Below are 12869 nucleotides of genomic sequence, written 5' to 3'. Positions count from 1 at the left end.
AAACTGACGGGGCAGTAATACTCAATTGAAAATAATGGTAAAGTTAGTGAAAAGAAGAAGGATTAAAAATCGTATAGATTCATTGTAATACATTTTAAGTTTTTGTGTGGCGAGGTATTTGAGAAGTAAGAATGATTTCATCAAAAAAACATTGAAGCTCCAACGGGTTTTTATATGACTATTTTTCCAGACACAATCTAACATCATAACAAATTATAAATAAACAGTCTATACTTTTGGTTAGATTTTTTATATAGTTTGATTGACAGCAAAACCTAAGAAAAGGGGTGTTATTCATTGAGAATCACTTGTCACCTTGATCAATCTGATTTACAGGAGTATATGCAAAAAGTCTTTGGTACCAATTATTTGGTTTCTAGTGTAACGAAAATGCATGGCGGTGCACAAAAGGTAGTCTATAAGATTGACTGCAGCAATGGATTTTCCTGCGTTCTGTATGTTTGGGATCTTACTATGAATTATTTTCAAGAAGAAATAGCAAACCGAGATATACATGAGCACTCCTATAGTAGTGATTTATTTGAATTAAATAACAAGTATTTAATTCAACAAGGAATTCAACCCCCCCTTCTATATGATCTGAATAAGGAAAGAAACCGTTATCCTTATGATTATGCTCTCGTTGAATATGTAAATGGACAAAAGGCAGAAGTTTATTTTCAACATTCCGATTCATATGTTAAAGATAAAGTGTTTCAGCGGATAGGAGATATGCTGGCAGACATGCATGCCAACGAGAGACTTACTCATGGGAAAGCGAATCAAAGTGGGATCAACACGGAAAAATGTCATCACTTGCAAATAAAGAATGCAAAAAGAGATTTAGATTACGCATACCAACATATTGACAGCATCAGGGCTAGTCATAGCAATCTACTCGATACATTGTACGAGCTTGAATCAAAAATTGAACCAAGAAGTCGTTATGGATTTATACATGGGGAACTCGGCCCTGATCATGTATTAATTAATGACAAACTAGAACCTTATTTGATTGATATCGAAGGAGCCGAGTTCTTTGATATTGAGCATGAGCACAGTTTTTTGCAGTTCCGATTTGGGGATTATTATCGATATTTAAAGAATGATACTCTCGACCCCAACAGGATGTTATTCTATCGATTCCATCATCATATATCCTTAACTTCAGGCGGGTTGAGATTGCTTCACAGAGGATTTCCGAATCAACAATTTGCAAAAGATCTTACCGATCACCATTCCCGTTGTGCACTGCGTTTTATTGAAGGTTGAACTTATGTCATTAAAAATTTAAAGATAGATAGGAGTTAAATACGATGATAAAAGGTTTCGGAGGAATATTTTGGAGAACTATAAATCTTGATGTTATAAAAAAATGGTACAGTGAAGTGTTGAAGATTGAAATAGAAAATTGGAACGGGACTGTGATTAAACCCGAATTAGGAACTGAGACTATCTTTTCTTTCTTTGCCGAGAATGATAGTTATTTTCCTACAGAACAACAAGTGATGTTAAATTTCCAAGTACATAATCTAAACGAGACTATTCAGCATCTTGAACAAATTGGCGTACCTCTTGAAAAGAAAGAAGAGATTAGTGAATTTGGAAAGTTTATTTGGATTAAAGATCCTGAAGGGCGATTGATTGAGCTTTGGGAGAAATAGTGGATTTTAATCATTTGCTATTATGCTAACAGATGCTTTAGTTCAATAAGGTAAATAAAAAAAGTGCATCTCCGTTTATTAGACACAGTCTAACAATCGGAGGTTCACTTTTTTAATCTATCCAACTTAGTATAAGCCTATCCATTTATTAATAATATCAATCTATCAATAAATTACAATCATCTTGAATGTCTGAATTTTCCGCAAATTAAAGGTTATCCCCCAAACAACCTCGAACATTGTAATAAACATACATAAGGAGGTTGATCTATTTTGTTTCGTTCATTTACAACTGGATGTGTTGCCCTTGTGCAGCGTTTCTTGCCAGAACCGTTTATTTTATCATGTTTATTAACTGTTTTCGTTATCTTCTTCGGTATGTTTGCAACGAGCCAAACACCTGTAGAAATGATTAATCACTGGGGTAATGGAATTTGGGGACTTCTCGCTTTTTCTATGCAAATGGCTCTTGTACTCGTGACAGGATCTGCATTAGCAAACGCTCCTCTTATTAAAAAAGGATTAACGAGAGCAGCGAAATTACCGAAAACAAATGGACAAGGTATTATTGCTATTTCAATCGTAAGTTTACTAGGAGCATACATAAACTGGGGATTTGGTATTGTTGTATCGGTTTTATATGCAAAAGAAGTGGCCAGACAGTTAGAAGGATTAGATTATAGGTTAGCAATTGCTTCTTCCTACTCTGGATTTCTCATTTGGCATGCAGGCCTTTCTGCTTCTATCCCTCTTACGTTAGCAACTGGCGGCGAAACGTTAATTAAAACGACAGCTGGAAGTATTAAAGAAGCGATTCCAATAACAGAAACGTTATTCTCACCATACGCACTCGTGCCAGTTATTATTTTTCTCGTTACGATGCCTCTCATTAACCGGGCCATGCATCCAGATGAAAAGCATACAATTACTGTAGATCCTAGCGTATTCCATGAAGAAGCTGCCGCTCAAGAAGTAGGGAACAATACGTTCGCTGAAAAAATGGAAAATAGTATGATTATTACACTTTGCATCGGATTATTAGGTCTTATTTATATTTTTAACTATTTTAGTACGAAAGGCTTTAACCTTACACTTGATATCGTTATTTTTATGTTATTAATTGCCGGTCTTATTTTCCACCGTACTCCGATTCAATATATTCGCGCTTTCTCTGACTCAACTAAGAGTGCTTCAGGTATTTTACTTCAGTTTCCGTTCTATGCTGGAATTATGGGGATGATGATTGGAGTAAATAGTGAAGGTCTTTCGCTTGGAGGAGCTATTTCTACTTTCTTTATTAGTATTTCAAATGAAACCACATTCCCGCTCTTTACATTTTTAAGTGCTGGCATTGTAAATATTTTCGTTCCATCTGGAGGCGGTCAATGGGCAGTGCAAGCACCAATTATGATTCCAGCTGGCGCTGAACTTGGTGTACCTGCCGCGAAAACAGCGATGGCAATTGCATGGGGCGATGCTTGGACAAATTTAATTCAACCTTTCTGGGCATTACCGGCATTAGCGATAGCTGGTTTAAGCGCGCGTGATATTATGGGATTTTGTGTTGTTAACTTACTATATGCAGGATTTATCATTAGTCTATGTTTCTTATTTATTTAAACGAAAAGCTAGTTTTATACTAGCTTTTTTATATAATAAATCATTCATTATCTATACAGCTTATTACCTTTCTCCACTCTACCTCTGCATGATTTAATGCTTCATATGTAAACAAATCTTCACATACTTTTTCAATCATATGAGGATTGTTCTTAAGGAAATTCCACTGCAATACTTTAGGAAGAAAATATGTTTCATATTCTTTACTTCCCTTTATCACCTCATCAACTTCTCTTTCACAAATCCCTCTTATTAAATAATCATTTCTTAATTGTATTTGAATTTGTTGAAACGTTTCGCTGTATTTCTTCAATTGGACTAAACAATTAATATACGTACGCAAAAGTTCGTCATCATAATTGCAACACTTTATAATACGATCGATTTCATTCATAATGTACGAGCCGCTTCTTCTATTTGTAACAGCCATTTTTCACGCTTCGTTACTTTACTCGTTTTCACAGATTGAAAAGTAGAACGTTTTATATCGCGAATACCACAAAAACGTAAAACCCCTCTTTTCATCATAATCCAATCCGCTGATCGATATAATAGGGACACGTACCATAACGGTGAGTCTAACGTATTAATAACCCACGCCTTCTTTCCTTTCAATAACCCTTTCGGTAAAGCTCCTTCATATTTATAAGCAAATCCAGCTATAAAAATACGATCGATAAATCCTTTTAAAATAGCAGGCATGCTCCACCACCATATCGGATATATGAAAAGAAGACTATCCGCTTTCTGCACTAATTCTCTATATCGCTTCGTCTCTTCTTCATTTAGTAAATCACGTCTTTTCTTCTCTCCATTAAATACAAGCACTGGATCAAATTGTTCTTTATATAAATCAAGTAGCGTAACAGAATGATTTGTTTCCTCAAGTCCTTTTTGCACATGCTCTAAAATTGCCCCATTAAAGCTTGAAGGATTAGGATGAGCGTATATAATTAGTACGTTCACTACAAAACAACTCCCTCTTTAGTTAAAGTTTCCCCTTCTTTAACATCTTCTCTACAATTTGCACATTTTTCGAACTTTGTAACAAACGATTTAATACTGTTAGTAGCTCTTCTTTTTCTAAACCTTTCAATTGCTCTTTAACTGTACTCTCACCAGTACCTTGAATTTCATACACAACTGCCGCCATATGTTTACAATAATTTTCATAAGGACACTCGCAGCTACTTTCTGCAAAATCTTCAAGATCAATAATCACTTCATAATTCCCTGCATTTCCAGTAACGAAAGCAAATACTTTCTTGTCGTGTATTTCAACATCTTCTACATGTCCCTCTTCATAATATTCATATCCTCTATCTATAATGTACTTTGGAATCCATTTCATTATATCTTTTAATAAGTATGCATACATCACAACACCTCTTCCTCTAATTCCCTTTTGACTTCCAAAATCCTGCATGTTATTCTAATAACTGTCAAGTAGCGAGTCTACGTGACAAAACGACTGACACCTATTCGGCGGAGGTGTCTCTTTTCATTTGCAGCCGATATGAAGTGCCTCTTTCAGGCACATTCAATCTTTGACACTACACACTCAACACCATTCCCTTGTATCAGGCTGCTTTAGCAGTCTTTTACTCTACATACTTCAAAAAAAAGAGAGCTCAGCTCCCTTTTCCCGCCTTATAAAATACCCCTTTTTCAGCATAGCGATATTCATCATCAGCTAAAGTAATTTTCCCATCCAGTTTGAGTTCATCTAATAGTCTTGATAAATAAAATTGATGTAACATTTTTTTAGTGAATTTTCCTTCATGATGCGAAACGATATGTTCTTGAATATCTAACAATGATATTGGCTTATCTTGCTCTATCATATATTCATAAACTGTACTACGCAGTTTTACGTATTTTTCGAGTGTCACAGTACTTCGCAACCCCTTTCTTCTTATTATATGTTTTCGTAATCGGTTTTTTTGCAACAAAAAAACCTCTCCGATAAGAAGAAGTTACGTATATCTTCGTCTTATCTCCCAGAACAAATATGTTCTGCTGGAATTAGCACCTGCATCGCGGTTGCTGGGTTTCATCGGGCCAGTCCCTCCACCTCTCTGGATAAGAAAATATTCACTTTAAATTTAACTATACGTAATTTTATTATAATTGTCAAATAAATATAAAAAATTATATTTTCTTCTTTATTGTTCATACTACAAAAAGATGTACAAAAGGAGGCTACTACTTTGAAAAAGAATGCTCGTGGATACGTACAAGATTCTTTTCATTCCTTACAAGAAGCGAAACATTGTTTAGAAGATGCATTACAAACTGTTGAAGAAGATTTTAATCGCGCACGTATTGAACAATCCCTTTACGCTGTAGAGCAAGCTCTTCAACGTTGCGATTACACCGTTCACATTTTAGAACAAGAATGAAAACTTCCCATCAAAAGATGGGAAGTTTTTTTCAAATGGCATACTTCATCATTATTACCGTTATTATTAAAAAATATACAGAATTAACAATTTCTAAAATCCCTACTTTTAATATAGAAATCTTTTTGCCATACAACATAATGGCCCGAATTACACTTGGTACAAATATGAGTGAACACCATGGATTTATAGCAAATACAATTACCGTTAATACAATATGGTATCCCCAAGATATAAAACGATACTTCGGATTATTTTTTTCACGAATCATCGTTTTTACATAAAACGTACTTCCTAAAAAATATAGAAATGAAATAAGCGCAATGAATAATGCTGTTTTATCTATGAATTTCACGGAGAAATAATAACTGATTAAACCACCTATACAAAACAATATAATCGCACAAACATCATTTAGTAATGCTCGTTCATTTTTTTGACGAGCGTAATACATATTTACAATAAACAATGGAATCATTAATACTGCGAATAAAAGAATTCGCCATTCATATAATAAAGAAATCATCCCAAATACAAATGCAATGATAAAATAAATAATTGCAGCGTGTAGAAATTCTTTTTTTCGTCTTTGCCTTATGTACATGAGAAATGGATAAGTAGCTAGATAGATAAAGAACCAGGCTAAAAACAATGGGATATGATAAAAAGTAGGTTTACCAAGTAATACACTTAATAGAAATGGTATGACAAGCATCGCCCATGCTCCATGTTGCTTCGGAATAACTAACTTCATTAACTATACACCTCCCTCTTGAAAATAGTTCTCACCTACTATTATACAAATAAATTCATATAATAACGGACATATATTGAATCTATTTTTTGACAATAAAAAATGCTCCTTACAATATGTAAGAAGCATGAAAGAGGCAAACGAATATGTAAGTCGCGACCCTACCTTATATGAGTATGCTTTTCTATGTCACGTTATGCTCATCTAATATACCGTATTTCTTTTTAAATCTTGTGAGGATCGTAATCCATGACGTACTAAATAGCAGAAGGAAAACAACATTCGATATCGCGTGACTCAGATCAAAGTAAAAACTTGCGACATAGTAAGCAATAACTGTTTCCCACGTTGCTTCCTGTATAAAACCAAGAAGACCCCAAAAATTCATAATCCAGCCAAATAGAAATCCAACGGCAAATCCGTACAACAGTCTTCCCCACAGTTTTTTCATTAAAAATGTATTACGTAATAGTCCTGCTATAAACCCGATCATGCCCCAAGAGAACATTTGCCACGGCGTCCACGGACCTTGTCCTAAAAAAATATTAGATACAATAGCCGCCGTTGCCCCAATCATAAAGCCAGTTTCACTCCCAAAAACAATTGCAGAAACGATAATGACAAAAGAAGTCGGTTGTACACTTGGTAAAATAGAAAATGGTACCCGGCTAACCGCTGCAATCGCCGCTAACACAGCAACGATAACAATTTCACGTGAAACAAACGCCTTCCTTTCAAAACGAACATAGAAAGGTAACATAATGACAGCTAATAAAAACAAACTACTTACCATGTAATACCCGTCCATAATAAAAGTCGTAAAGAGTAGTGTACATATTACAACAGCAAAAATAAATATTATGAATGCAACATATCGTTTGGACACGCTTCGTACACATCCTCCCACGTTAATGCAAGTGGCAACTCTCTACGGATGAATCGATTAATAGATGTTGTATAAAAGAAGTTACCACTAAAGAACTCTTTCGGTGCATCATTCATAATGACTTTCCCGTCAAATAACATCATGCACTGATCAACGTATTTCGCTGCAAACTCAATATCATGCGTTGCCATTACAATTGTTGTACCTTCTTTTTGCAACTGTTTAAATAGCTCTCCTACTCTTTCCTTTTTCCATGGATCTAGTCCCTTTGTCGGCTCATCAAGTAATAATAAAGTTGGCTTTGATAATAACGTTGTACATAATGCGAGTAATTGTTGCTCTCCGCCGCTACAATCATGTGGATGGCGCTCTTTAAGTGAATCTAACCAGAACTTTTTCAACATTTCTTCTGCTATTGTTTTTCCCTCTTCACCATATAATTCACGCGCACGCTCATAAACCTCTTCCCATACTGTATCAAAAGTAAAATGATAGTACGGATGTTGCGATATGTACCCTATACTTTTAAATCGTTCTTTCGAATCAATTTTATGTACCACTTTCCCATTCCACTTTACCTTACCTCTTCTAGCTTTTTGCAATCCTGCTAAAATCGTTAACAGTGTAGACTTCCCTGTTCCGTTTTTCCCAACTAGAGCTGTCCATTTTCCCTTTTCGATGTTCACTGTTAAATCTCGTAAAATAAGTGGACTATTTTTTTCATATTGAAAAGATATATGTTCTGCACTTAAAATTACATCTCGCTTTTCACATTGTTCTACTTGCCCATTCCTATATGATATCGCTGAAAAATCATTCATTTTCATTTGTGCTTCTCGCACTGTAAATGGAATCTCTTTCACATTCCACTCTAAAAACAATCTTGGAATTTGCGGAATGAATGGACGAAACTTTTCTACTTCCCACATGTTCACTATCACACTTTTAGAAGTACCATCATAAATGATTCTGCCATTATCCATACAAACAACGCGTGTTGCGAGCGGTATAACTTCATCTAAACGATGTTCACTTAAAATAATCGTAATTCCAAGTTCTTCATTAATACGTTTTAATAATCCTAAAAACTCTTTCGCAGCAATCGGATCTAGTTGTGCTGTCGGTTCATCCAGTAATAATAGTTTCGGCTGCATGACTAACACCGCAGCTAAATTTACAAGTTGTTTTTGACCACCAGATAAAGTATGAACAGATTGATGTAACAAATCTTGAAATCCTAAAAAGCTAATGAGTTCCGCTATTCTTTGTTGAATAATATGCGATGGTAATCCGATATTTTCTAAAGAGAATGCTAATTCTTGAATAACGGTATCCATTACGATCTGATTTTCTGGATTTTGAAATACCATACCAATTTCTTGGGCAGATAATAAATCTGGTACTTCTTCTAATAAAGCACCATCATAATATGTATGTCCAGAACGCGTGCCAATTGGAAGTAACTCCTTTTTAAAATGTTTTAATAAAGTTGTCTTCCCAGAACCTGAACCGCCAGCAAGTACTATAAATTCTCCTTTTTGAACAGAAAGAGAAATATGCTGTAACGCTTCTTCATTTTCATCAATATATATAAATGATAAATTCTTCATTTCTGCATGCGCCACCATATCCATTCCCTTCCTTCCATCATAATTGGTAAACTAACAAACATCATAAATAATATAAACATAATTCCATCGTATTGCTGGAACAGTATTGATTCCACTTTTGGATAGATAATCAATTTCCCTCCGCCATAATAACTAAATATAAATGAAGTTATTAATAGAAAAACTAAATAACTTAGCGTATACAAATCACGTCTTTCCATTCTATATCGAATATATGTCGTACGTTTCGTTACACCAAACCCACGAGCTTGCATAGAATCTGCTGTTTGTAGTGCATCTTCTAACGAACAAACTAATAACACTTGCAGTAATTTCATTCCATTTTTTATACGCTCAATGAGTGAACCTGAATCTAATTGCACACCTTTCGTTTTTTGGACGAGTGTAATTTTCTTTAACCGCCTAATAAACAAAGGAACAAACCTCACTGTAATCATCGTTAACAATGCTACTTTCGGTGAAATTCTTGAAAATAAATATAAAAATTTATGACTCGAAATAATATCGTTATAAGAAGCAAACGTAAACATAATCGCAACTAATAATAAACCCATAACAAGTCCATACATACAGGCCTCAAGCTTAATCCGGCTATCTCCTAAATAAAATAACGTAGTCGCTCCTCTATGCGTTAATAAAGAGTTAAATAAAATAACCATCAAAAAGAATACGATAGTACTAGGTAGCATCTTTCTTATTTTCTCACCATTTCCCTGTACTATATTTAAGATTATAATTAGTATAATCGCTCCAATTAAAAAAAGAGGATGAAGACACATCATACATAGTATCATCACCCCAATATAATAGAAAAAATTAACAAAAGGATGTAAAGAAGAAAAGCTTATTTTCATAGTCCTTTACCGAAGATCCTTTCCTATTTTAATACAAACACCCACTCGATTGTATCGCCTGGTTTTACTTTAACTACACCAGCACTATAGTTTGGAAAAGCACCGTTCACACGATATTTCCAGCCACTAGTAGCAGTAATATCTTTCTCGTATAAATCATTAATACCTTTTACATAAATATCACCTTTAGAGCCCATTGCATCAATCTCTAATCCTGTACTCTTTAGCACACTGTAAACTGTATCGCCTTCTTGAACATCAACCTGTTTCGCACCTAATAAGTACCCTTCATTTCCTTTTACTGAGATTGTTACTTGTTTCGCTTTAGGTTCTGGTGGTACTGGTGGTACTGGTGGTACTGGTGGTACTGGTGTTGGCGGAGCTGGTAGATTATTGCTCTCTTCTGGATTTTTCTTTTGTTCCTGCTTTGGTGTTTCTTTTGGCTGATTAACAACCTTGGCTTCTTCTTTTACTTCTGGTGCTTTCGGCTGCTGGGGTTTCTCTTCTTGTACTTTTTGTTGCTCTGGTTGTTTATTTGCAGCAGGCTGTTCCTTTGGTTTCTCTTCTTTCTTTACTTCAGGTTGTTCCTGCGCTTTTTCTTCTTTCGGTTTCTCTTCTACTTTTTGTTCTTGTTTATCTTTCTGCTCTTCTTGTTGTTTCTGTTCCGGTTCAGCTTGCTTCTCTTCTGGTTTCGGTACATCTTTTTGTTCTTCCTGTTTCGCTACTTCTTTTTGCTCTTCTTGCTTCGGTTCTGCCTTCTTCTCAGGTTTTACAGCCGTTTCTTCACATCCGGCTAATAATCCCAATGAAAGAACTAAAGAAATGAACCATTTCATCTTACTCATGCTGTCCCTCACCTTTCATATTAAAGTGAAACTTTAATGAGTGAAGATTTTGTTCATCCCCACTCATTATTAGCCCTCACTTTTATAATAAAATTAGGAGCAAATGATTGCTCCTAATTTTTGTTAAGCTGCTTTACGTCTCCATAATACATATGCAGAAGCGATACATAATACACCCATACCCACTTCTGTTGCTGCACTATGAGAAAATGCTCCTGTTTGTGGTAATTGATTCTTATTCTTGTTTGTTTCTTTATTAACTCGTTCGTTATCTACAACAACTTTTAGATTTTCATCTTTTGGTTGTTCTTGTAACTCTTCTTGTTGTTTCGGCTGTTCTACAACTTCTTTTTCTTCTACAGTTGTCTCTGGCTCTACAATTGGTTTCGTATCAATTTCATTCTCTACTACATTTGACCAATCATAAATCGATTTCCCAAGATCTTTAAACTGAAGTAAAGCTAAAAATGCTTGCTCTGTAGCCATTCCGCTACCTTTTTGATCACTTGGTAACCATTTGAACTCACCATTTGGAAGCTGGTATGACATTAAATTTTGTACTGCTTTATTAAGACGATCGTGATCTACATCTTTAACTAGCGATAGTCCAATAATTGCTTGTGCAGTACTATTAGAATTCTCTTGTCCATCAGCGGCAAAACCACCATTACCTAGCTGCTGCTTGTATAAATAATCAACAGCTTTTTGAATAGCTGGCTTTACATCTGCTTGATCTTGATAAGGAGCTAATGCTGCTAATACCATACTTGTTACATCAACGTTACTAACACTTTCTTTACTACTTGAACTATCATATGTCCAGCCACCGTCTGTATGCTGCGCTTGTAAAAGTGCTTGTACTAAAGCAGCTCGATTCCATTTTGCTTCGGCCGGAATCTCATATTTCTTTGTATCTAATGCAAGTAATGTAAATGCGTATCCTGTAACAGAATTCACTTTATCTGATTCAAATAAATTTTGTACTAAATTTTGTCCCTCTACCTTTGTAGGATCAACATTCATTGCATTCATCATAATAATCGTTCTAGCTAAATCTGTTGCTGAAAAACGATTTAAACGCTTCTTAACCTTTTCAGCTACTGGCTTAACATAGTTTATTTTCGTTTCAAGCGGAACATTTACACCTGAACGAGCAAGTCCAATCGCAACCCAATCACTACCAATTCCATCTTGTAACATCTTTTCTGACGTTTTAGAAATCGCTTCGTTTAATTGTGCTGCTGGAATTTCGACTTTCTCTTGCTTTGGTTGTTCTGTTACTTTATCTTCTGGTTTACCATCTGGTTTTTCTGTTTTCGGTTCCTCTGGTTTACCATCTGGCTTTTCTGTTTTCGGTTCTTCTGGTTTACCATCTGGCTTTTCTGTTTTCGGTTCTTCTGGCTTACCATCTGGCTTTTCTGTTTTCGGTTCTTCTGGCTTACCATCTGGCTTTTCTGTTTTCGGTTCCTCTGGTTTTGGCTCTTCTACAGTTTTACAAGTGCCAAATTTATCTAACGTTTGTTGCAACGTTTGTTGACTCATATTACTCCAGTCTGCAACGTAACGAAATGCAACAACATCCCCAGACTCTAATTTATAACTATCCGCCCCAACTTCTGCAGATTTATCATTTACATCATACAACCAACCGCTCGTTGCTCCGGCCATTAATCCATCGATGCCCTTTATATACGTTCCAAATGACATACTTTCAGATGTTACTTTGTCACCCATAACTTTTTGTAGCAAACTAAAAGCTGTTTCTCCATCTTCAATGGAAACTTCTTTCGGACATAACATAATTCCTTTTTGTGATTCACCAATAATTGCAAGTTTCGCTGTCTTTCCTTCAGCAAACGTAATATGTACTGTATTCGCAAAAGAAACAAATACAAGTGCCACTGCCATTAATGATGTAAGCAGCCATTTCTTTAACATTGCCATCCCAAAATTCCCTCCCTTTACTAACATTCACACAAAAAAAGACCCTTTAAGGGTATGCGGTTGACACTCTCTTTTTGTAAGTGTCGAACAAAAATGTACAACACCTCCTACCCGCATTAACGAGCAGTAAGACCCCCACCTCAAATTCAACGAAAGCAAAGAAGTTAGGTAGGGATCAACTGCCCGTAAATGCCCGATTGGTGAAGGCTAATAATCAGTGGGATGAACAAAATCCCTACTGATTAAAATTTCACTTTATCGTAAATACG

General features: G+C 35.4%; 14 protein-coding genes and 1 riboswitch. Of the genes, 4 read left to right on the top strand and 10 right to left on the bottom strand.

The features are described from left to right. Nucleotides 1-342: 342 nt before the first annotated feature. From BG05_RS15300 to BG05_RS15290, 3 genes are all read left to right on the top strand, one after another. Nucleotides 343-1272, top strand: a complete 930-nt coding sequence (locus tag BG05_RS15300) for a phosphotransferase (RefSeq protein ID WP_003190431.1) — start codon at nucleotides 343-345, stop codon at nucleotides 1270-1272. A 44-nt stretch (nucleotides 1273-1316) separates the two neighbouring features. After that, nucleotides 1317-1664, top strand: a complete 348-nt coding sequence (locus BG05_RS15295; RefSeq protein ID WP_003190433.1) for a VOC family protein — start codon at nucleotides 1317-1319, stop codon at nucleotides 1662-1664. Nucleotides 1665-1937: 273 nt separating this feature from the next. Further along, on the top strand, nucleotides 1938-3284 hold the full coding sequence (locus BG05_RS15290; protein ID WP_003190436.1) for a short-chain fatty acid transporter: 1347 nt from the start codon (nucleotides 1938-1940) through the stop codon (nucleotides 3282-3284). 40 nt (nucleotides 3285-3324) lie between these two features. Here the strand turns inward: BG05_RS15290 and BG05_RS15285 are convergent, their stop codons facing one another. The 4 genes from BG05_RS15285 to BG05_RS15270 form a co-directional block, all read right to left on the bottom strand. After that, entirely contained in the window at nucleotides 3325-3678 is a 354-nt protein-coding gene (locus BG05_RS15285; protein WP_002167980.1) for a hypothetical protein, read from the bottom strand. After that, complete coding sequence (locus BG05_RS15280; protein WP_002128254.1) at nucleotides 3675-4250, bottom strand: NAD(P)H-dependent oxidoreductase; 576 nt, start codon at nucleotides 4248-4250, stop codon at nucleotides 3675-3677. The genes BG05_RS15285 and BG05_RS15280 overlap by 4 nt, the downstream gene beginning before the upstream one ends. A 22-nt stretch (nucleotides 4251-4272) precedes the next feature. After that, nucleotides 4273-4710, bottom strand: a complete 438-nt coding sequence (locus BG05_RS15275; RefSeq protein WP_003190441.1) for an SWIM zinc finger family protein — start codon at nucleotides 4708-4710, stop codon at nucleotides 4273-4275. A gap of 205 nt (nucleotides 4711-4915) precedes the next feature. After that, entirely contained in the window at nucleotides 4916-5236 is a 321-nt protein-coding gene (locus BG05_RS15270) for a hypothetical protein (protein ID WP_002110869.1), read from the bottom strand. A gap of 38 nt (nucleotides 5237-5274) precedes the next feature. Beyond that, a riboswitch (SAM riboswitch) is annotated at nucleotides 5275-5373 on the bottom strand. Nucleotides 5374-5494: 121 nt separating this feature from the next. Here BG05_RS15270 and BG05_RS15265 point away from each other — a divergent pair. Beyond that, on the top strand, nucleotides 5495-5686 hold the full coding sequence (locus tag BG05_RS15265) for a hypothetical protein (protein ID WP_002084448.1): 192 nt from the start codon (nucleotides 5495-5497) through the stop codon (nucleotides 5684-5686). A gap of 31 nt (nucleotides 5687-5717) precedes the next feature. Here BG05_RS15265 and BG05_RS15260 read toward each other — a convergent pair whose 3' ends face one another. The 6 genes from BG05_RS15260 to BG05_RS15235 form a co-directional block, all read right to left on the bottom strand. Beyond that, nucleotides 5718-6440: a YwiC-like family protein gene (locus BG05_RS15260; RefSeq protein WP_003190444.1), complete on the bottom strand. Its 723-nt coding sequence runs from the start codon at nucleotides 6438-6440 to the stop codon at nucleotides 5718-5720. 184 nt (nucleotides 6441-6624) lie between these two features. Then, nucleotides 6625-7326, bottom strand: a complete 702-nt coding sequence (locus BG05_RS15255) for an ECF transporter S component (protein WP_033734146.1) — start codon at nucleotides 7324-7326, stop codon at nucleotides 6625-6627. Continuing rightward, nucleotides 7299-8960 carry an ABC transporter ATP-binding protein gene (locus tag BG05_RS15250; RefSeq protein WP_033734149.1) on the bottom strand — a complete coding sequence of 554 codons (1662 nt, stop codon included), beginning with the start codon at nucleotides 8958-8960 and terminating at the stop codon, nucleotides 7299-7301. The genes BG05_RS15255 and BG05_RS15250 overlap by 28 nt, the downstream gene beginning before the upstream one ends. Then, nucleotides 8933-9811: an energy-coupling factor transporter transmembrane component T gene (locus BG05_RS15245; protein WP_033713760.1), complete on the bottom strand. Its 879-nt coding sequence runs from the start codon at nucleotides 9809-9811 to the stop codon at nucleotides 8933-8935. Before BG05_RS15245 ends, BG05_RS15250 begins: the two co-directional genes overlap by 28 nt. A 23-nt stretch (nucleotides 9812-9834) precedes the next feature. Then, entirely contained in the window at nucleotides 9835-10656 is an 822-nt protein-coding gene (locus BG05_RS15240; protein WP_003190452.1) for a DUF4430 domain-containing protein, read from the bottom strand. A gap of 123 nt (nucleotides 10657-10779) precedes the next feature. After that, nucleotides 10780-12600 carry a DUF4430 domain-containing protein gene (locus tag BG05_RS15235; protein WP_033734153.1) on the bottom strand — a complete coding sequence of 607 codons (1821 nt, stop codon included), beginning with the start codon at nucleotides 12598-12600 and terminating at the stop codon, nucleotides 10780-10782. Nucleotides 12601-12869: the final 269 nt, after the last annotated feature.

The sequence above is a fragment of the Bacillus mycoides genome (assembly GCF_000832605.1).
Classification (GTDB): Bacteria; Bacillota; Bacilli; order Bacillales; family Bacillaceae_G; genus Bacillus_A; species Bacillus_A mycoides.
Note: the sequence above shows the minus strand (reverse complement) of the source record. Positions and strands in the feature narration are given on the sequence as shown.

Bases quoted from the DNA above. Each gene is read 5' to 3' on its own strand.
- BG05_RS15245 (WP_033713760.1), bottom strand. From the start codon at position 9,811: ATGAAAATAAGCTTTTCTTCTTTACATCCTTTTGTTAATTTTTTCTAT.
- BG05_RS15295 (WP_003190433.1), top strand. From the start codon at position 1,317: ATGATAAAAGGTTTCGGAGGAATATTTTGGAGAACTATAAATCTTGAT.
- BG05_RS15285 (WP_002167980.1), bottom strand. From the start codon at position 3,678: ATGAATGAAATCGATCGTATTATAAAGTGTTGCAATTATGATGACGAA.
- BG05_RS15235 (WP_033734153.1), bottom strand. From the start codon at position 12,600: ATGGCAATGTTAAAGAAATGGCTGCTTACATCATTAATGGCAGTGGCA.
- BG05_RS15300 (WP_003190431.1), top strand. From the start codon at position 343: ATGCAAAAAGTCTTTGGTACCAATTATTTGGTTTCTAGTGTAACGAAA.
- BG05_RS15275 (WP_003190441.1), bottom strand. From the start codon at position 4,710: ATGCAGGATTTTGGAAGTCAAAAGGGAATTAGAGGAAGAGGTGTTGTG.
- BG05_RS15260 (WP_003190444.1), bottom strand. From the start codon at position 6,440: ATGAAGTTAGTTATTCCGAAGCAACATGGAGCATGGGCGATGCTTGTC.
- BG05_RS15250 (WP_033734149.1), bottom strand. From the start codon at position 8,960: ATGGATATGGTGGCGCATGCAGAAATGAAGAATTTATCATTTATATAT.
- BG05_RS15240 (WP_003190452.1), bottom strand. From the start codon at position 10,656: ATGAGTAAGATGAAATGGTTCATTTCTTTAGTTCTTTCATTGGGATTA.